Source organism: Pseudomonas sp. 31 R 17, assembly GCF_900004915.1.
GTDB classification, from domain to species: Bacteria; Pseudomonadota; Gammaproteobacteria; order Pseudomonadales; family Pseudomonadaceae; genus Aquipseudomonas; species Aquipseudomonas orientalis_A.
In genome coordinates, this window is the sequence record NZ_CVTN01000086.1 from 1 (window position 1) to 20283 (window position 20283).

At 59.6% G+C, this 20283-nt stretch carries 18 protein-coding genes and 1 tRNA gene; 14 read left to right on the forward strand and 5 right to left on the reverse strand.

Annotated features, from left to right (window positions below):
- Positions 1–38: 38 nt before the first annotated feature.
- Positions 39–875, reverse strand: a complete 837-nt coding sequence (locus tag BFP89_RS25650; protein WP_065884008.1) for an IS3 family transposase — start codon at positions 873–875, stop codon at positions 39–41.
- Entirely contained in the window at positions 872–1177 is a 306-nt protein-coding gene (locus BFP89_RS29510) for a transposase (protein WP_241088523.1), read from the reverse strand. The genes BFP89_RS25650 and BFP89_RS29510 overlap by 4 nt, the downstream gene beginning before the upstream one ends.
- A 364-nt stretch (positions 1178–1541) precedes the next feature.
- On the opposite strand from BFP89_RS29510, the gene BFP89_RS25660 reads away from it, so the two are divergent.
- Positions 1542–1886: an FKBP-type peptidyl-prolyl cis-trans isomerase gene (locus BFP89_RS25660; protein ID WP_065888246.1), complete on the forward strand. Its 345-nt coding sequence runs from the start codon at positions 1542–1544 to the stop codon at positions 1884–1886.
- A gap of 19 nt (positions 1887–1905) precedes the next feature.
- On the opposite strand, the gene BFP89_RS25665 is transcribed toward BFP89_RS25660, so the two are convergent.
- A complete protein-coding gene (locus BFP89_RS25665; protein WP_065888247.1) occupies positions 1906–2631 on the reverse strand; it encodes an ArsR/SmtB family transcription factor in 726 nt (241 codons plus the stop codon).
- Positions 2632–2704: 73 nt separating this feature from the next.
- Between BFP89_RS25665 and BFP89_RS25670 the strand changes: the two genes are divergently transcribed.
- The 6 genes from BFP89_RS25670 (at position 2705) to BFP89_RS25695 (ending at position 13195) form a co-directional block, all read left to right on the forward strand.
- Positions 2705–3883, forward strand: coding sequence for a cytochrome P450 (locus BFP89_RS25670; RefSeq protein WP_065888248.1), 1179 nt, complete (start codon positions 2705–2707; stop codon positions 3881–3883).
- A 741-nt stretch (positions 3884–4624) separates the two neighbouring features.
- Positions 4625–7330: a magnesium-translocating P-type ATPase gene (gene mgtA / locus BFP89_RS25675; RefSeq protein ID WP_065888249.1), complete on the forward strand. Its 2706-nt coding sequence runs from the start codon at positions 4625–4627 to the stop codon at positions 7328–7330.
- Positions 7331–7369: 39 nt separating this feature from the next.
- Complete coding sequence (locus tag BFP89_RS25680; RefSeq protein WP_065888250.1) at positions 7370–8086, forward strand: MgtC/SapB family protein; 717 nt, start codon at positions 7370–7372, stop codon at positions 8084–8086.
- 304 nt (positions 8087–8390) lie between these two features.
- Positions 8391–9017: a response regulator transcription factor gene (locus BFP89_RS25685; protein ID WP_057725622.1), complete on the forward strand. Its 627-nt coding sequence runs from the start codon at positions 8391–8393 to the stop codon at positions 9015–9017.
- A 6-nt stretch (positions 9018–9023) separates the two neighbouring features.
- Positions 9024–12638, forward strand: coding sequence for a transporter substrate-binding domain-containing protein (locus BFP89_RS25690; protein WP_065888251.1), 3615 nt, complete (start codon positions 9024–9026; stop codon positions 12636–12638).
- Between the two features lie 134 nt (positions 12639–12772).
- A complete protein-coding gene (locus BFP89_RS25695; protein ID WP_065888252.1) occupies positions 12773–13195 on the forward strand; it encodes a chemotaxis protein CheY in 423 nt (140 codons plus the stop codon).
- On the opposite strand, the gene BFP89_RS25700 is transcribed toward BFP89_RS25695, so the two are convergent.
- Entirely contained in the window at positions 13192–14256 is a 1065-nt protein-coding gene (locus BFP89_RS25700) for a 3-deoxy-7-phosphoheptulonate synthase (protein WP_065888253.1), read from the reverse strand. The two genes, BFP89_RS25695 and BFP89_RS25700, sit on opposite strands and share 4 nt — an antisense overlap.
- Positions 14257–14874: 618 nt before the next feature.
- On the opposite strand from BFP89_RS25700, the gene BFP89_RS25705 reads away from it, so the two are divergent.
- Together BFP89_RS25705 and BFP89_RS25710 are read left to right on the forward strand one after the other, a co-directional pair.
- Complete coding sequence (locus BFP89_RS25705) at positions 14875–15624, forward strand: carbon-nitrogen hydrolase family protein (protein WP_065888254.1); 750 nt, start codon at positions 14875–14877, stop codon at positions 15622–15624.
- Positions 15625–16056, forward strand: coding sequence for a GNAT family N-acetyltransferase (locus BFP89_RS25710; protein ID WP_065888255.1), 432 nt, complete (start codon positions 15625–15627; stop codon positions 16054–16056).
- Between the two features lie 35 nt (positions 16057–16091).
- Here BFP89_RS25710 and BFP89_RS25715 read toward each other — a convergent pair whose 3' ends face one another.
- Positions 16092–16331, reverse strand: coding sequence for a DNA-binding protein (locus BFP89_RS25715; protein ID WP_057704030.1), 240 nt, complete (start codon positions 16329–16331; stop codon positions 16092–16094).
- 82 nt (positions 16332–16413) lie between these two features.
- Here BFP89_RS25715 and BFP89_RS25720 point away from each other — a divergent pair, with 82 nt between their 5' ends.
- The 5 genes from BFP89_RS25720 to BFP89_RS25740 all read left to right on the forward strand — a co-directional run bounded on the left by BFP89_RS25720 (position 16414) and on the right by BFP89_RS25740 (position 20127).
- Positions 16414–16779, forward strand: a complete 366-nt coding sequence (locus BFP89_RS25720; protein WP_065888256.1) for a helix-turn-helix domain-containing protein — start codon at positions 16414–16416, stop codon at positions 16777–16779.
- Between the two features lie 152 nt (positions 16780–16931).
- On the forward strand, positions 16932–17573 hold the full coding sequence (uvrY, locus tag BFP89_RS25725; RefSeq protein WP_017530522.1) for a response regulator transcription factor GacA: 642 nt from the start codon (positions 16932–16934) through the stop codon (positions 17571–17573).
- A gap of 1 nt (position 17574) precedes the next feature.
- Positions 17575–19398, forward strand: coding sequence for an excinuclease ABC subunit UvrC (uvrC, locus tag BFP89_RS25730; protein WP_065888257.1), 1824 nt, complete (start codon positions 17575–17577; stop codon positions 19396–19398).
- A 32-nt stretch (positions 19399–19430) separates the two neighbouring features.
- Positions 19431–19991, forward strand: a complete 561-nt coding sequence (gene pgsA, locus BFP89_RS25735) for a CDP-diacylglycerol--glycerol-3-phosphate 3-phosphatidyltransferase (protein WP_003190391.1) — start codon at positions 19431–19433, stop codon at positions 19989–19991.
- 60 nt (positions 19992–20051) lie between these two features.
- Positions 20052–20127: transfer RNA gene (locus tag BFP89_RS25740), tRNA-Gly, on the forward strand.
- The last annotated feature ends 156 nt before the right edge of the window (positions 20128–20283 follow it).

Below are 20283 nucleotides of genomic sequence, written 5' to 3' on the forward strand. Positions count from 1 at the left end.
TGAACTGGTCTAGTAATTCCGGACATTCTTTTCGGTTCTCACACTGCGAGCTTTTCCGCCGCTATCGGTGAGTGGTAGCCGTTGTAGCTGTGGCGCCTTACGCTGTTGTAGCGCGCCACATATCGGTTGATATCTGCCCGAGCCTCGTGCTCTGAACTGTAACCGCCCTCAGGCACCCATTCCGACTTTAAGCTGCCAAAAAAACGCTCCATTGGGGCGTTATCCCAGCACTGACCTTTGCGACTCATGCTTTGCTTCAACTCGTGTACCTGCAGTTCAGCCCTGAATTTATGACTCGTGTACTGGCAGCCCTGGTCGGAATGAAACAGCACGCCTTTGGGTCGCCCTCTCAACTCAATAGCCATGCGCAGTGACTCGCTTGCCAGCGTCGCATCGGCGAGCAGTGAATACGACCATCCCACCACTCGGCGCGCGAACAAATCCAACACCACCGAAAAGTAGAGCCATCGCTTGCCGAGCTGGATATAGGTGATGTCCGCACACCAGACCTTGTTGATGTCAGCGACATAAAACTCACGCTCCAGCTCATGCTCAGCCACCAAAGACTCAGCGCCTGACGACTTGTACTTATGTGGCCGGCGTTGTCGGCTAGCAATTCCAGCCTCTTTCATCAAGCTACGAGCCATGTAGCGCCCCACCTGATGGCCTGCACCTCGTAGGTCTTCAGAAAGAGTTCGTGCCCCAGCCGATCCTCTGGACGCCTTGTGATACTTAATCAGAACAACCTTAAGCGCTTCGCGCTCAAGATCGATTTTTCCCTGACGCTGACGCCAGGCGTAGTAGCTGCTGCGGTTGACTTCAAAAACACGACAGCAATCTGTAATGCCGTACTGTTCGCCTAGCTCGCTGATCAGAGGGAATGATCTTTGGAGTCCAAAAGCAGGAGAACACTGGCCTTTTTTAGGATTTCGATATCCCGGTCTTTTTGCCTGAGCAGGGCCTGGAGTTCTTGAATTTTCTTCTGTTCGGCAGTAATTGCCTTGGTGCCCGTCATCGTCGATCCGGCGCGCTCTTTACGCACCTGTTCGACCCAGCGGCGCAACGCCGTAGGGCCAATATCCAAACTGGCGCAAACTTCGGGAACAGACATATTTTGATCAAGCACCATGCTTGCAGCGTTGAGTTTGACCTCACTGGAATAGGACTTTCGCATCATCTATACACCTCAGGTCTGGGCGCCATCATAGCGCCCTATTGATGTGTCCAAATTCATTAGACCAGTTCAACAAGCCCCCTCCCACAGTAAATGGCGGTACGGCGACGGGCCCGTGGCGATGCCGCTGACAGCCTCACAGCCGGCGGCTATCTGACTGACGCGCTACGATCCAAATGTGGGAGGGGGCTTGCCCCCGATGGCGGAGTGTCAGCCACTGATATCTCGACTGATGCACCGCTATCGGGAGCAAGCCCCCTCCCACATTTGGTTTTGTGCCATTTCCACCAGATGCCTGTTCCTACACTTGCCAAACCCCGCCGATTCTGGGAAAACCCCAGCCTTTCACGCTTCCAATGAGACTCCCATGAGCAACGACGTACTGCAGGTCACCGACATCCGCCTGGGCACCGGCAAAACCGTGGTCAAGGGCGCGCTGATCACCACCCAATACACCGGCACCCTGGAAGATGGCACGGTGTTCGATTCGTCGTGGGAGCGGGGCAAGCCTTTCCAGTGTGTGATCGGCACCGGCCGCGTGATCAAGGGCTGGGACCAGGGCTTGATGGGCATGCAGGTTGGCGGTGTGCGCACGTTGTATGTACCGGCGTACCTGGCCTATGGCGAGCGCTCGATGGGCGCGCATATAAAGCCAAACAGCAATCTGCGTTTCGAAATTGAATTGCTGGAAGTGCTGACGCGGGATGATTGAAGAGATGCAAGTACCGGTCTCATGAGGTCACGGCGCCTGATTTCTCCTCAACCCTGATTCCAAATCTGCCGTATAGCGCCTTTCGCCCCTTGGGCGTCAATGCCAACGCCCGGCTGTCGAGGTCCTGGATGACCCATTTGCGGCTTGTAACGGCCTGTAGAACAGCGGCCCCCAATGCGCCGGCGAGGTGAGGGCGGCGCATGCTCCAATCCAGGCATGAGCAAGCGAAACGACGTCGCTGTGCCCTTACGGTTTCTATCTCGATACCGAGCCCTGTCATGCCTTTTTCGCCTTCCACGGTGAGCTGATACGTACCGTCACCCGCATCCGGCAGGATCAACCAGCCCGAGTCGATGAAATAGTCGTGAAGTTGTACAGCCAGGGACCCTGCCATGTGGTCATAGCAGGTCCGCGCCAACTGCAATCGAGTGGGGGTCGTCGAAACAAACCGGGTCTGCGCGTTTCGGCTGATCACCATGAGGGCTTCAATAGCTTGGGCCACGTGCGCGTCTGCCAGGCTGAAGTAGCGGTGCCTGCCCTGCGTGTGCAGTTTGATCAAACCGTCCTCTTTAAGCCTTGCCAGGTGCGCGCTCGCCGTGGATGCACTGATGTCGGCGATGACAGCCATTTCGGTACTGGTACGGGCGTGACCGTCCATCAGCGAGCAAAGCATTTTTGTCCTCGCGGGTTCCGCAATGGCGCCTGCGACACGAGAAATGGCGGTGTCATTGCTTTGGGAATCCATATTTCGTTCCTGGGCGAATTGTCGGTGTGACGATTGTTCGATAGTAGCCGTTCTTCGTGAAAAGGACCGCCAAATGACGCCGTTTGAAGCCGCCACCTATGTCGACCCCTACGGTTATTACGCACGCCTCAGACATCAAAGGGGCCTGTCATTCGATGCAAATCTTGGTTTATGGATTGCCAGTGGCGCCTGCGTTGTCGAGGCTATTCTGGCGCATCCCGACTGCCTTGTACGTCCATTGCACGAGCCGATTCCAGCGGCCATTGCACAAGGCGCCGCAGGCGATATTTTCGGTCGTTTGATGCGCATGAACGAGGGGGCGCAACACCAGTGTCCCCGCAGGGTTATCGAACCCACCCTGGCCTTGATGGGCACGGAAAACATCGCAGGCATCGTGGCGCAGGTTGTTGAGACGCTTGATGTCTCGGGCGATAACCCGAATGAGTGGATGTTCACGTTACCGGTGTCGGTCATGGCGACCTTGATAGGCTTCACCTCCAGCCAGCTACAAGAAGTCGCGCAGCTGACACGGGATTTTGTCGCCTGTCTGTCGCCGTTAAGTGACGAGGCTCAACTCGGTAGAGCCCATTGCGGGGCGGCTCGGCTGAGCCGGATGTTCGGGGAGCTGTTGAGTCACGGCGATAAGGGTAGCGGCGTGTTGGGCCGTCTTTATCGCGATTACGAAGCCTGCGCCTGGAAAGACGATGATGCGTTGGTAGCGAATATGATCGGGCTGTTTTCACAGACCTGCGAAGCCACCGCTGGGCTGATCGGCAACACCCTCATAGCGTTCCAGCGTAATCCTGACCTGTTCGAAAACATGCAGCCCACACCGACACTCGTCGCTGAGTGGGTGGCAGAGGTCGCCCGCTACGATTCACCGGTACAAAACACTCGGCGGTTTGTTGCCAGGCGGTGCACGATGGGTGGCAGCGTAATAGAGGCGGGCGATACCATTTTATTACTGCTCGCCGCTGCCAACCGAGACCCCTTCGCCAACCCGGACCCCGACAGCTTCTTGCTCAATCGAACGCAACGACGAACCTTCAGCTTCGGCTCGGGGAGACATCAATGTCCAGGCCAGCAATTAGCATTGGCTATTGCCTCAGAGGTGATTTTGGCATTGCTGCATCGACAGCCAGCCTTACTTGCTGGTACTTATCGGTGGAGTTATTTGCCTTCCCTTAATGGCCGTATCCCGCAGTTCTGCCGTGATGGGGAGATTCAAGATAGCAGGCGGGCTCATGAGTGAAAGCACGACACCTGGCTCATAGGTAGGCTTGCCTGGGAATGCGGTGTATCAGGCAATGAATGCGTAACTGACGCACCCTCTTCGGGGGCAAGCCCCCTCCCACAGTAAATGGCGGTACGGCGTCGGACCCGTGGCGATGCCGCTGACAGCCTCACAGCCGACGGCTATCTAACTGATGCGCTGCGGTCCAAATGTGGGAGGGGGCTTGCCCCCGATGGCGGAGTGTCAGCCACTGATATCTTGACTGATACACCGCTATCGAGGACAAGCCCCCTCCCACATGTACTCGCCGGTGTGGTTGAGGACAGCGTTCCTGAACCCATCCTGAAGAAATTTCTTATTCCCCATTCAGGCACTTTCCTACGGTTTACTCTGGCAACATCGCGGCGTAAGCTTCGCGCGTTTTCATCAATAGCGGAGACCCTCAGTGGGTACTTGTTCGAGTGACAGTAGTCGGCCGGTTTCGGTAACCGGCACATACTTGGCAAGGTAACGCGCATGTTTCAGATGCCGTTATCTCGCCAACAAAGCGAGAAGCGGCATCCCGGCAGTGGCCAGTCCTGGCGTCTGCCTGATCCTCTCTCATCGACGCTGACCAGCACCTGAGTTGACTCGGGAGGCTACGGACGCGCCTGCCTTTTACGGCGGGCGGGCCAGGTTCGGCTGTGCCTGTGTTTGACGGGCACGGCGCGGGCGGGCAGTACCTGCACGACGGGTTTTTCCTCGCGCAGGAGTAACACCATGAACCTCAGCCTACTCAAAGAGTTCTTCGCCGGCTTCCTGCGGACCCGGCATATCGCCCGACATTTTCGCCGCCTGGCGATGCTGGAGACCGTGACCGACGCCAGTGTCAGCCGCGAAGTACCGCCCAGCCTGGCGCAAACCCTGGTGGCCGCAGCCAATGGCAGTGCCGTGCAAGTGCTGGGCACGCTGGGCAGCCATGCCGAGGGGCTGAACACCCAGGAGGCCGACGCGCTGCGCGGGCAATATGGGCTCAATGAGGTCGAGCACGAGCAGCCGCTGCCCTGGTGGGTGCACCTGTGGCACTGCTATAAAAACCCGTTCAATCTGCTGCTGACCTTGCTGGCGGTGATCTCCTGGCTGACCGAGGACATGAAGGCGGCCACGGTGATTTTCTCCATGGTGGTGCTGTCGACCCTGTTGCGCTTCTGGCAGGAAGCCAAGTCGAACAAGGCCGCCGACGCGTTGAAGGCGATGGTCAGCAACACGGCGACCGTGCTGCGCCGGGACGCGGCCAAGCGCCTTGAACTGCCGATCAGGCAATTGGTGCCGGGCGATCTGATCGTGTTGTCGGCCGGTGACATGATTCCCGCCGATTGCCGCGTACTCAGTGCCAAGGACCTGTTCGTCAGCCAGGCGGCGATGACCGGTGAATCCATGCCGGTGGAGAAGTTCGCCCAGCAGCAGGATGCCCATACCCGCAACCCGCTGGATCTGGAAAACATCCTGTTCATGGGCACCAACGTGGTGTCCGGCGCCGCCACGGCGGTGATTCTTGCCACGGGCAACGCCACCTACTTCGGTGCGTTGGCGCAACGTGTCACGGCAACCGACCGCGCCACCACCTCGTTCCAGCATGGGGTCAACAAGGTCAGCTGGCTGCTGATCCGCTTCATGTTCGTGATGGCACCGCTGGTGTTGTTCATCAATGGGTTCACCAAGGGTGACTGGACCGAAGCGTTGCTGTTCGCGCTGTCGATTGCCGTGGGCCTTACCCCCGAAATGCTGCCGATGATCGTCACCTCGACGTTGGCCAAGGGCGCGGTGTTCCTGTCGCGCAAGAAGGTCATCGTCAAGCGCCTGGACGCGATCCAGAACTTCGGCGCCATGGATGTGTTGTGCACCGACAAGACCGGCACGCTGACCCAGGACAGGATTTTCCTGGCGCGCCACGTGGATGTGTGGGGGCGGGAGTCTGACGATGTGCTGGAAATGGCCTACCTCAACAGCTATTACCAGACCGGTTTGAAAAACCTGCTGGATGTGGCCGTGCTCGAGCACGTGGAAATCCATCGTGAATTGAAAGTCGGTACCGCGTTTCAGAAGGTTGACGAGATTCCGTTCGACTTCAACCGTCGTCGCATGTCGGTGGTGGTGGCTGAGCAGGACCAGCCGCACCTGTTGATCTGCAAGGGCGCGGTGGAGGAGATTTTGTCGGTGTGCACCAGCGTGCGCCATGGCGACGTCAATGAAGCACTGACGCCAGAGCTGCTGGCGCGCATTCGCCAGGTCACTGCGGCCTTCAACGAAGAAGGCCTGCGTGTGGTGGCGGTCGCGGCGCAGCCGATGCCGGCCGGGCGTGATACCTACACCCTGGCGGATGAAAACAACCTGACGCTGATCGGCTATGTGGCGTTTCTCGACCCGCCCAAGGAAAGCACCGCGCCCGCTCTCAAGGCCTTGAAGGCGCATGGCGTGGCGGTGAAAGTGCTGACCGGCGACAACGAGCTGGTCACAGCGAAGATCTGCCGTGAAGTGGGCCTGGAGCAGCAAGGGCTGCTGATGGGCAACGATATCGAAGACATGACCGACGCCGAGCTGGCGCAGGCGGTGGAAACCACCAACGTATTCGCCAGGCTCACGCCCAGCCACAAGGAACGCATTGTGCGTCTGCTCAAGGCCAACGGGCATGTGGTGGGGTTCATGGGGGACGGCATCAACGATGCGCCGGCGCTGCGCACAGCCGATATCGGTATTTCGGTGGACAGCGCGGTGGACATCGCCAAGGAAGCCGCCGACATCATCCTGCTGGAAAAGAGCCTGATGGTGCTGGAAGAGGGCGTGCTGGAAGGCCGGCGCACCTTCGCCAACATGCTCAAGTACATCAAGATGACGGCCAGTTCCAACTTCGGCAATGTGTTCTCGGTGCTGGTGGCCAGTGCGTTTATTCCGTTCCTGCCGATGCTGCCGATGCACTTGCTGGTGCAGAACCTGCTGTATGACATCTCGCAGATCGCGATTCCATTCGACAACGTCGACGACGACATGCTCGCCAAGCCACAACGCTGGCAGCCGGCGGATGTGGGCCGCTTCATGCTGTTCTTCGGGCCGATCAGCTCGATCTTTGACATCACCACGTTCGCACTCATGTGGTATGTGTTCGATGCCAATACGCCGGACCACCAGACCCTGTTCCAGTCGGGCTGGTTCGTGGTGGGGCTGCTCACCCAGACGTTGATCGTGCACATGATCCGCACCCCGAAAATCCCGTTCCTGCAAAGCCGCGCGGCAATGCCGCTGATGGTGATGACAGGCGTGATCATGGCCGTCGGGATCTTTCTGCCGATGGGGCCGTTGGCGCATTACTTCAAATTGCAGGCCCTGCCGTCGCTGTACTTTGTGTTCCTGCCGGTGATTCTGCTGGCCTACATGGCATTGACCCAGGCAGTGAAGGGCTACTACATCCGCAAGTTTGGCTGGCAGTAACAGGGGCTCGGTTGCCGCAGCAGTCATGGAGGTTTTTTTATGCAGGCCATCAACAACATCAACCTCGACTCACTGGTCGACACCGTGGTCAGCCTCACCGCCGCGTTTATTCTCGGCGGTCTGATCGGCTTTGAACGCCAATACCGTCAGCGCACCGCAGGCTTGCGCACGAATGTGCTGGTGGCGGTCGGCGCGGCGATTTTTGTCGACATGGCCAATCGGCTGGGCGGTGCCGAAGGCGCGGTGCGCGTGGTCGCGTACGTGGTGTCGGGTATCGGTTTTCTGGGGGCCGGTGTGATCATGCGCGAGGAGGGCAATGTGCGCGGGCTCAATACGGCCGCCACCCTGTGGGCATCGGCCGCAGTCGGTGCCTGTGCGGGGGCCGACCTGATTCTCGAGGCATTGCTGGGAACGCTGTTCGTGCTGGCGGCCAATACGTTGCTGCGCCCGATCGTCAACAACATCAACCGCCAGCCGTTGGACGTGGTCTCGGCCGAGGTGACCAACATTCTCTATGTCATCGCGCGGCGTAGCCAGCAACAGGCAGTCATGGTGCTGTTGGAAGCGGAGCTGGCGCGATGCAACTACCCGGCCAGCGATGTCGATGTACGCCCCTTCGGCAGCGAAGAAGTCGAAATCGAAGCCACCCTCGCCGCGACATCGGTCGACGGTGACGAGCTGGACGCGTTGGTGGCGCGTATTTCCACCTCCAGCCTGGTGGTGCAGGCGTTCTGGAGCCCAAGTACCACCGACTGATCCGTGTGCCCGAACCGCCCTTTGAGCCAATATCGACTAGGCTTTTCGTGAGGAAAAATCCTACAAGTAGTCAGGACTATCCCTTCAATCAAAACATCATTGCATTGTTAAGGTTGGGCACTTACGGCTGGCCGCCCGTTCTGGTCCATCCGTGATTGCTCGTGATGTTTCAATGGAAGGGACCAGGCTGCGAGTGGTTATCGTCCTGAGGAGGGTGCAGTGCCGTTTGTCGGAACTGTCATATCTCACAGGTACCTAGGTCCCATTTGATATGTAAGGGTACTTCGATCGCCTAGGGGTGTGTATGAGCAAAGCATTAATCGTGGATGACCATCCTTTTATACGTGCGACGGTCAAATATCTGCTGAAGGAGGAAGGATTCGATGAGATCTATCAGGCGGGTGACGGTGCAGATGCAATGCAATTGGCGCGGGAGCAACGTCCCGAGCTGATCATCCTTGACCTGGCGATGCCCAAGCTGGGAGGGTTGGAGGTGATCAGTCGGGTCAAGGCCCTGGGCCTGCCGTGCAGGATCCTGGTGCTGACCTCCTACCTGGCCGTGTTTTTTTCCACCCGTTGCATGCGCGCCGGGGCCATGGGGTTCGTGGCCAAGACCGGGGAACTGGATGAGCTGCAAAAGGCTATCCGAGCGATCCAGTCGGGCTACAGTTGTTTTCCGAGCCTGCCCACCAGCTCGGTCCGCCGTGACGACCTGCAGGAAACCGAGCGACAGATGATCGAGTGCCTGTCGGACCGTGAATTGACCGTCCTGCAGAAGCTGGCCCTGGGGCTGGGCAACAAGGAAATTGCTGAAGACATGCTGTTGAGCCACAAGACCATCAGCACTTACAAGACGCGTCTCAAGGAGAAGTTACGGATGTCCTCAGTGGTGCACCTGTCCAAATTTGCCCAGCGCAATCATCTGATCTGATTTGAAATGGTCGCCATCGCGTTCAAGCGGTTCGCCACGTTTCTCTGGTTGAGCCTGTTGCCCATGGTCGCGATGGCCCTTGATGAGCCCAATGTTTTGCGGCTATTGGGCCACTCTCGTATCGACCCGCCCATCGTCACGCTGCAAGAGCCCGACTGGCGCTGGCTGCGCGAACGGCGCAGGTTGCTGATGGGCGTGTCCGCGCCCGATTACGCCCCCTTCGACCTGACCAATAACCGTGAAGAACTCGAGGGGATTACCGCCGATTTTGCAGCGCTGATCAGCCAGGCTCTGAATATCCCCATTGAGGTTCGGTGCTACGAAACCCGCGATGAAGTGATCGAAGCCCTCAAGCGAGGCGACGTGGACTTCCTGGGTTCGGCCAATGGCTATGAGGCGGCCGACCCGCAACTGATCCTGTCGCGCTCCTACGCCAATGACCAACCCACTCTGGTGACCCGTACCAACGATAGCCAGGCGCTGAGCGATGACCTGGCGGGCAAGCGCGTGGCGATGCTTTATCACTATCTGCAGCCCGAGGTGGTACGGGCGTTCTACCCCCATGCCCGCGTGGAATTGTTTTCTTCGGCCTTCGAGGCGATCGGCGCAGTGGCGTTTGGTCGCGCCGATGTGTACCTGGGCGATGCCATCAGCACCAATTACCTGATCAACCGCAACCAGCTCAATATTGTGCGCATGGCGGATTTTTCCACCCTCGAAGCCAATCCATTCGGTTTTGCGTTCACCCGGCAGAATACGCGGCTGCCGCCGATCATCAATGCGGCGCTGGAGGCGATTCCCGCCGGTGAGCAGATGGAAATATTACGCCGTTGGAGTGGCGGCAACCTCGGTATTGTCGGTGCTGGCCGGTTGCACCTGAGCGCCAGTGAACAGCGCTGGCTCCTCAAGCATCCGCGGGTCAAGGTGGCGGTGCTCGACAAACTCCTGCCGCTGTCCGTCGTCGATGATCAGGGACAGTTCGAGGGGCTGAGCGCCGAGGTGCTGTCACGTATCAGCCTGCGCACCGGCCTGAAGTTCGACGTGGTGCCTGGCAACTCGATACCGGGCCAGATCGACCAGGTCAGCACGGGCGCGGCGGATATGCTGGCGGTCGTGACCCCCAGCGTCGAGCGTGCGGAAAAGGTGCGGTTTACCCGGCCCTACCTGACCAATGCCCTGGTGCTGGTAACCCGAGGGGATGAACACAGCCCTGTGACAATGGAAGATATGGTGGGTAAACGCCTGGCGATGATCAACGGCAACGGGTTGCGCGATACCATCTCGCGGGACTTTCCGGGCGTCGTGTTTATCGATGTGGACAGCGCGGAGCAAGCGATGGCGATGGTGGCCAGAGGCGAAGCGGAGGCAGCCGTCAATTCACTGATCAGCGCGCGCTATATGATCGCCCGGTATTACCGCAATCGGTTACGCATCACCAGCACGGTCGGCTCGGAGCCGGCGCGTATCACGTTCGGGGTCAACCGCAGTCAGTTGGAGCTGTATTCGATTCTCGACAAGGCGCTGCTGAGCATCACCCCGCAGGAAATGGATGAGATGATTGCCCAGTGGCGCAGTGAGGTGATTATCGAAGACAGTTATTGGCTGCGTCACCGCAACGTGATCATTCAGGGGTTCGGGCTGGCCGCGCTGTTATTGATCGTCACGCTGAGCTGGGCCATCTATCTGCGCAGTCTGATTCGCAAGCGCGTCCAGGCCGAACGCGCCCTGAGCGACCAGATGCGCTTTATGAGCGTATTGATCGACGGCACCCCCCACCCTATTTATGTGCGTGACCGCCAAGGGCGCTTGATGGCCTGCAATAACGCTTATCTGGACGTATTTGGCTACAAGCTTGAAGACGTGATTGGTAAAACAGTGGTTGAAACCGACGCCGGCAACCTGCCGCAGGCTCAGTCTTTCCATCAGGATTACCTGCGCTTGATGGCCGACGGCGAGCCACAGATTCATGACCGCATACTCAAGTTGCCCAGTGGCGAAGCCCTGACTATCTACCAATGGATGTTGCCGTATCGCGACGGTGACGAGAAAGTGGTGGGCATGATTGCCGGGTGGGTCGATGTCAGCGAGCGCCAACAGTTGTTGGGTCAGTTGCAGGAAGCCAAGGACGATGCCGACGCCGCCAACCGGGCGAAGACGACCTTTCTGGCGACCATGAGCCACGAAATCCGCACGCCAATGAATGCAGTGATCGGCATGATCGAGCTGGCCCTGAAGAGCGCCGAACAGGGCTTGGCGGACCGGGATGCCCTGGAGGTGGCGTCGGAGGCTTCGCGCGGCATGCTGGAGTTGATCGGCGATATTCTGGATATCGCGCGGATCGAGTCCGGTCATCTGTCGTTGGTCCTGGAACCGGCCAATCTGCATGAATTACTGACGTCGGTGGCGCGCGTGTTCGAAGGTTTGGCGCGGGCCAAGGGATTGGCGCTGCAAGTTGAACTCGATCCATCGATTGATCGCATGGTGCTGGTTGACCCCCTGCGTTTCAAGCAAGTGGTGTCGAACCTGCTGAGCAATGCCATCAAGTTCACCCACAACGGGCAGGTAACGCTCGGTGCCCATGCGACGTTCGATGGGGAGCACCTGACACTGCAATTGTGGGTGCAGGACACCGGGATCGGCATCAGTGCCCAGGACCAGTTGCGCCTGTTCAGCCCCTTTATCCAGGGCAGCAATGGTGAGCAATCGGCGCGTAGCGGCTCCGGCCTGGGGCTGGTGATTAGCCGCAACCTGTGCGAAATGATGGGCGGGCAGTTGCACTTGAGCAGTGTGCTGGGGCAGGGCACCCGGCTGGATGTGACACTGGCCCTGGTCATGACCGCCGCAGTGCCGCAGGAAGGGACGGCGGCGAGCGCTCCCGTCACGCCGCCTCATGCCTTGAGTATCCTGGTGGTGGACGACTACCCGGCCAACCGTTTGCTGCTGGCTCGACAGTTGAGTTTCCTCGGTCATCGCATCACCACGGCCGAGGACGGCATTCAAGGACTTGAGCACTGGCGCGCCGGGCAGTTCGATGGCGTCATTACCGATTGCAATATGCCGTTCAAGAACGGCTATCAGTTGGCGCGGGACATCCGCTTACTGGAGCGTGAATCAGGGCTGGCGCCGTGCCTGCTCCTGGGGTTCACCGCCAATGCCCAGCCCGAGGAAGCCGAGCGCTGCCGGCAAGCCGGGATGGATGGTTGCCTGTTCAAACCCACCGGGATTGACGATTTGCGCGCTGCGCTGGCGTCACGCTCCACTTACGCCCCCAGCCCTGAAGCAGCGGCGTTTGATTTGAGTACCCTGATCACGTTGACGGGGGAGGACCACCACGCGCTCACCGAGCTGCTGATACCCTTGCTCGACAGCCTGGAGGCGGACCGGGCGCTGTTGCCGCCGCTGCAGCGCAAGGCTGACTTCGCCAGGTTGCACGACCTCGCACATCGCGCCAAGGGAGGGGCACGAATGGTCAAGGCACAGGTTCTGATAGCCCGCTGTGAAGCGCTGGAGGCCGTTTGTGAAAGGCAGGACCGCCACGCGCTGGCCGCGACGACCGAGGCTGTCGGGGACGCTATCCTCGCTTTGCATGGTGGGCTGAGCGGTTATTGCAATCAGCCTTGATCCCGATTAACGGTCATTGGGAGCTTTTGGGAGAAGTCCTACACGAAGGGGGAATAAGCCTGATTTTGTGTTCGGGATTTGTCTGGAAAATGGGCGACGCTCACTGACGAGCGCTGCCTGCCCAGGGGTTTGCCATGCCGAACAAAGCACTGACCATCCTCATAGCCGATGACTTGCACTTGCAACGGTTGTACATCGAGAAAATGCTCAACCAGTTGGGGTATCACCGAATTGTGCCGGTGCAGACCTTTGAGGAAGTCCAGATCCTTACCGCCATTCCGGCCGAACCCTTCGATGTGCTGATCATCAATGCGGTCCTGGCGGCCCATGCAAGCGGGCCCAACCCGCAGGCGCGCCATGTGCTGGTCTACGACAACCTGGACCTGGACGTACCCGCCGACGCCATGCCAACCGTATCGGTACGCCTGCCGGGCGTACCGGATAACGTCAATCTCGAGCATTTCATGGAGATCATCGACCCGCCCCACACCCTGGCCGGCTTGCGGGTGTTGCCGTGGTTAAGGGCATTATCCCGTCAGCCGGCCGTCGGAGCCTAGTCGCGAAGGCGCTCGGCGGCGCTGCGCAGCAACTGCTCTGTGCCCGCCCAGCCCAGGCAACCATCAGTCACCGACACGCCGTATTTCATCGACGGGCCCAGCGGCTGGCAGCCTTCGAACAGGTGGCTTTCGAGCATCATGCCGATCAACGACGTGTCGCCCTGCAAGCGCTGCTCCAGCACCTCGTTGAACACCGCCGGCTGGCGCAGCGGGTCCTTGCCGCTGTTGGCATGACTGCAATCGACCATGATGCGCGCAGCGACCTTGGACTTGGCCAGGTCGTGTTTCACCTGGGAGACGCTCTGCGCATCGTAATTCGGCCCGCGGTGACCGCCGCGCAGCACCAGGTGGGTGTCGGGGTTGCCCGGCGTCTGGATGATGGCCGGGTGCCCCAGGCTGTCGACGCCGAAGTGGCGGTGCGGGTGCGAGGCCGAGCGCATCGCGTCGCAGGCAATCGCAACGCCGCCGTCGGTCCCGTTTTTGAAGCCTACGGGCATGCCCAGGCCGCTGGCCATTTCGCGGTGGATCTGCGATTCAGTGGTGCGCGCGCCAATTGCCACCCAACTGAGCAGGTCGTCAAAGTAGCCGGCGGCCATGGGTTGCAACAGCTCGGTGGCGACCGGCAAGCCCAGGCGCAGCATCTCGCGCATCAGTTCCCGGGACAGGGCCAGGCCTTCGGCCATGTCATCGCTGCCATCGAGGTGCGGGTCGTAAGCCAGGCCTTTCCAGCCAATGGTGGTGCGGGGTTTTTCGACGTAGGCGCGGATGACCAGCAGCATCTGGTCGCTGACTTCAAGCGCCAACTTCTTGAGGTTGCGCGCGTATTCCATGGCCGACTGCGGGTCGTGTATCGAGCACGGGCCGACAATCACCAGCAAGCGCGAGTCCTGGCCATCGAGGATGGCGCGCACGGCGTGGCGGTGGGCATGCACCTGTTCATTGAGGAACGGACTGAGGGGCAGTTGATGCTTGAGCTCATGGGCACTGGGCAGGCGCTGGGTCAGGGCTTCATTGGCGCTGGTCAGCGTAGAGACGGGTAAAGCGGCGACGGAGGCGTTCATATTCAAGGTTTCCTGGGCAAGCGGCGGGCAATTCCCGCACGCTTGGCCTACTGGGGTGTTCGACAATTGGCCGTATCGGCTACGTGTGTTGGCTTGCCACCAAGAGGTGACCGGTCGGAGGCGGCAGGCTGTCCCGAACGGAGCTGGCTAAATCGCCATGCAGCACAAGTGTCGTAGCGGTAATAGGTGGCGTAGTTCATGTCGTGATTCCTTCAAGTGTGTTTGATTGAGCAAATTATCCGGGCCTGGAAAAACAAAACCCCCGGTCGGGGAGCCGACCGGGGGTTAGATTTCTCTGGCAGGCGACCCCTTGAGTAGTGGGCGCCGATTTCAGGTATCAGGCGCGCCAGTGGCTAAACCAATACCCAAAATAAAAGCTGACCAGTGCGCTCGAACCGTTCACACGGGTAGCCGACACCGAGCGCAAAGCGCTGGCGGCAGGGCAAACCTGAGTGTGGGTGAGTGGCAACATGGTAAGTCTCCAAATGATGTTGGTCAGCTTACTAGAGCTTCGCGGGTGGATTCAATCAGTAATTTCTATCGCGCAGCGGGACTTACGGCTATGGCGTGAGTGTCGATATGATGACGACGTCCCACACTGATTGCCGGAATCCGACCATGACTGCCTTGACCCTCGCTGCCGCGCAAACCGTTTCAATCGCCGGCGATGTAGACGCCAATATCGCGCGACACCTGGTGTTCATGCAGGCTGCAGCCGCACGGGGTGTGCAACTGCTGGTGTTTCCAGAGCTGTCATTGACCGGCTATGAGCCTGCGCTTGCAGCCAACTTGGCGATCGCGCCTGAAGCGCCACTGCTCGCGCCATTGCGCGAGATGGCGCGGGAGCTGCGGTTGACGGCCGTGGTGGGAATGCCGATCCGCCTGGCGCCAGAGGCGGGTGTGCTGATTGGCGCTTTGGTGCTGGGAGCTGATGGCTCCCTGGCGGTCTACACCAAGCAGCATCTGCATACGGGCGAGGAAGTCGCGTTTGTTGCGGGGCAGGGCGGCGCTGCGCTGGAATGGGGGGATGATCGTATCGCACTGGCCGTTTGCGCTGACTTTTCCCACGCTAGTCATCCGCACCAGGCGGTGCTGGCGGGCGCCAATATATACGCCGCAGGCGTGTTGATCAGCGAGAGCGGCTACGCGACGGACAGCGCGCTTCTCCAAGGCTATGCAGTGGAACACCGCCTCTTGGTGTTGATGGCTAACCATGGCGGCCCCTCTGGTGGCTGGACCTGTGCCGGACGCAGTGCGATCTGGGCCACCGATGGCCGGTTGCTTGCAGCGGTGCCCGGCGGCGGCGAAGCGCTGGCGATCGCCTGTCGCGATGACGAGCGCTGGGTTGGACAAGTGGTGGTCTTGTAAATGACCTTCCACCTGCGCGCTGCAACGGATCAGGACCTGCCCTTTGCACGGAACCTGACCCACCAGGCAATGAACCCCTATTACCTGCAAAACCAGTTGCTGTGGTCCAACGATGGCTTCGATACGGCCTGGGCCGGTCGGGAAAACTGGATGATCTGCCAGGACGACAGTGTGCTGGGGTTCATCAGCCTGAGCCGTGACAGCAACGCGCTCTATATCCGCGAATTGCATATGCTTGAGCAGTACCGTGGGCTCGGCGCCGGTAGCTGGGTGCTGCAACAAATGGCGTTGAAGGCCCGCACGCTGGGGCTGTTGCGTCTGACCGTATTCAAGAACAATCCGGCCAAACAGCTTTATGAGCGCATGGGATTGCGCGTTGTCGGTGAAGAAGACAGCTTCTGGCGAATGGAGCGCGTCTGTCCCTCAAGCTAAAAGCCTGTGTCGGATCCTGATAAGCGCATACTGGGTCAGGAGCCGACTTCCTGATCGTCGTTCTGGCCGTCAGCCTCAGCAAGGATGATCCCCTCTTTCATGCCCAAAAGGACCGCTACCTTATGGGCCTCCCCACGCCGTCCCTTTTTGCGCCCAGCGAGCACTTGATAGGTGGTTGCCGGATCGACGCCGTGTTCACGGGCGAATGCCTGAACGGACTTTCCCTGATGTTCCAGCCAGGCCTTGGCTTGTGCAGCAGTGCGGATTCCGGGCATAGTTCAAAACCGTTCAAGTTCGTTCAACGAAGATATGAGTGTGTCACCTCTTGGGGTGTGCCAAATAGGATCATACATCCAAATGAGTGGAATCGGTTCGCGTTTGAGGCAGGAAAGAGAGCGACTTGGCCTGTCGCAAAAAGTTTTTGGTGAAATCGGAGGCGTTGAAGCCAACGCACAAGGCAAATATGAAAGTGGTGGACGTGCGCCCAAGGCCGACTATTTGTCCCGTGTGGCCGAGAGAGGCGTGGATATCCTGTACGTGTTGACCGGGGCTGCCACGCCGATTCAACTGGAAAACCTGAGCCAGCTTGAAGAGAAAGTCCTGGTTGATTACCGGGCGATGTTCAAGGAAGACCAGGATGCAATCCGCCGCCTGACCTCGACCCTGGCCGAGCATTCCCTTTCCAGGAATGGAAAAATCAGGCCGCACCCGCAGGATTCCTGACCTTTTGCCCAGCAAATCCGGCCCTCCACCCGCCGATGGCCGCGCGCCAAGCGGTCAAACTCCATATATATGATGCCAGCGGCTAGGTCTGCGACCCGGTTTTTTGCTAAGGTGGTCAGCAACCTATAAAGACCATATCGCGAGGTGTCTGCTTGATTAGGGTGCTAGTAGTCGATGACCATGATCTCGTTCGTACAGGCATTACACGAATGCTGGCTGACATCGATGGCCTGCAAGTAGTCGGCCAGGCCGAGTCGGGGGAGGAGTCTCTGATCAAGGCCCGGGAGTTGAAACCCGATGTGGTGCTGATGGACGTCAAGATGCCGGGTATCGGCGGTCTTGGTGCCACGACTAAATTATTGCGCAGCCATCCTGATATCAAGGTTGTGGTGGTAACCGTGTGCGAGGAAGACCCGTTCCCTACACGTCTCTTGCAGGCGGGGGCGGCCGGTTACCTCACCAAAGGCGCCGGCCTGGCGGAGATGGTGCAGGCCATTCGCCTGGTATTTGCCGGGCAGCGCTACATCAGCCCGCAGATTGCCCAACAGTTGGCGATCAAGTCTTTCCAGCCCACCAGCGATTCACCGTTCGACGCGCTATCGGAGCGGGAAATCCAGATCGCCTTGATGATCGTCGGTTGCCAGAAGGTGCAGTCGATTTCCGACAAACTGTGCCTCTCGCCCAAGACCGTGAACACCTACCGCTATCGCATCTTCGAGAAACTCGCCATCAGCAGTGATGTTGAATTGACCCTGCTCGCAGTGCGTCACGGCATGGTGGACGCCAGCGCCTGACATGACCACACCGTTTGATCCAAGTGCCTTCCTCTCGACCTGCAGTGGCCGCCCCGGCGTGTACCGCATGTTCGACAGCGAGGCGCGCCTGCTCTACGTAGGCAAGGCCAAGAACCTGAAAAGCCGTCTGGCGAGTTACTTTCGCAAGACCGGTCTGGCGCCGAAAACCGCCGCCCTGGTCGCGCGCATCGCCCAGGTCGAAACCACCATCACCGCCAATGAAACCGAAGCGCTGCTGCTTGAGCAGACGTTGATCAAGGAATGGCGGCCTCCGTATAACATCCTGCTGCGCGACGATAAGTCCTATCCCTACGTATTCTTGTCGGACGGCGCTTTCCCACGGCTGAGCATTCACCGTGGCGCGAAGAAGCAGAAGGGCAAGTATTTCGGGCCTTACCCGAGCGCAGGTGCCATTCGTGAGAGCCTGAGCCTGCTGCAGAAAACGTTCTTTGTGCGCCAATGCGAAGACAGCTTCTACAAAAACCGCACACGGCCGTGCCTGCAATACCAGATCAAGCGCTGCAAGGCGCCCTGCGTGGGGCTGGTTGAACCTGCCGAATACGCCGAGGATGTGCGTCACTCGGTGATGTTCCTCGAGGGGCGCAGTAACGCGCTCACCGATGAGCTGTCCGCGGCCATGGAGATCGCCGCCAGTACCCTGGATTTCGAGAAAGCTGCCGAACTGCGCGATCAGATCTCCTTGCTGCGCCGCGTCCAGGACCAGCAAAGCATGGAAGGCGGCACCGGCGAGGTCGACGTGATTGCGGCGTTCGTCAACCCGGGAGGTGCCTGCGTGCACCTGATCAGCGTGCGCGGCGGGCGAGTGCTGGGCAGCAAGAATTTTTTCCCGCAGACCGGCATCGACGAAGACGTCTCCGAGGTCATGGCGGCGTTCCTCGGCCAGTACTATGTGAGCAGCCCCGAGCGGGACCTGCCGTCGGAGCTTATCGTCAATGTGGTCCACGAGGATTTCCCGACCCTGATCGAGGCGATCCACGAACTGCGCGGACGCGAGCTGGACATCAGCCATCGCGTTCGCGGCACCCGGGCTCGCTGGCAGCAGCTGGCCGTGACCAACGCCGAGCAGGCCCTGGGCGCACGCCTGGCCAATCGACAGCACGTTGCCGCGCGCTTCGATTCCCTGGCCGAGGTGCTCAACCTGGACGAACCACCGCAGCGCCTGGAGTGTTACGACATCAGCCACTCCAGCGGTGAGGCCACCGTGGCCTCTTGCGTGGTGTTCGGCCCTGAAGGCCCGATCAAGGCCGACTACCGGCGCTACAACATCGAAGGCGTCACCGCCGGCGACGACTACGCCGCCATGCACCAGGCGCTCACGCGGCGCTTCAGCAAGTTGAAGGACGGGGAGGGCAAGTTGCCCGATATCCTCCTGGTGGACGGTGGCAAGGGCCAGTTATCCATGGCCCGCGACGTTCTCAACGAACTGGCCGTGCCCGACCTGATCCTGCTTGGCGTGGCCAAGGGCGCCACGCGCAAGGCCGGTTTCGAGACGTTGTACTTGAATGATGCCGCCCATGAGTTCACCTTGAAGGGCGATTCCCCGGCACTGCACCTGATTCAACAGATCCGCGACGAAGCCCACCGCTTCGCCATTACCGGCCACCGTGCGCGTCGCGGCAAAACCCGCCGAACCTCAACCCTGGAAGGCGTTGCAGGGGTTGGCCCGACGCGGCGTCGCGACTTGCTTAAACATTTTGGTGGCTTGCAGGAGCTCTCCCGTGCCAGCATTGACGAAATAGCCAAAGCACCCGGTATCAGTAAAAAGCTCGCTGAATTGATTTATGCCAGTCTGCACAGCGAATAGAATGCCTTCTCACCTCGTAGCCAGTTGTGCCGATGAATATCCCTAATCTGATCACCGTTCTACGCGTCCTGCTTATCCCGATCTTCATTTTGTTGTTCTATTTGCCCTATGAATGGAGCTACGTCGCGTCCAGTTCGGTATTCGCCTTTGCCGCCGCCACCGACTGGCTCGACGGCTACCTGGCCCGCCGCCTGGAACAGAGCACGCCCTTCGGCGCGTTCCTCGACCCTGTGGCCGACAAACTCATGGTCGCCGTGGCCCTGGTGTTGTTGGTGCAGGAGCACGGCAACCTGTGGCTGACCCTGCCGGCCGCCGTCATCATCGGCCGCGAAATCGTCGTCTCGGCCCTGCGCGAATGGATGGCCGAAATCGGCGCCCGCGCCCATGTCGCCGTGTCGAACATGGGCAAATGGAAAACCGCCGCGCAAATGCTCGCGCTGGTCATCCTGCTGGCCAACCCATCGGACTTCTCGTTCTGGGTCCTGACCGGCTACGCCTTGCTGCTGGTCGCCGCAGGCCTGACCCTGTGGTCCATGCTGCAATACCTGCGCGCCGCCTGGCCTCACCTGCGCACCACCGTGGAAAAGAAATAAAACTTTTTTGAATCAAGGGGTTGACGGGTGCCGAAGATTCTATAGAATGCGCATCACCAAGCGGGAATAGCTCAGTTGGTAGAGCACGACCTTGCCAAGGTCGGGGTCGCGAGTTCGAGTCTCGTTTCCCGCTCCAAGATTCAGAAAAAAGCCACTCAGATGAGTGGCTTTTTTTGTGCCTGAGAAATACCCGCACTCATTTCGATAGGATGCTTTCGGCCAAAAACGGACCCTGTCTTGGACGTTCAGTTTCCAAAAAGGACACCCTCAAGGGCTGGAGTTCGATTGAGGT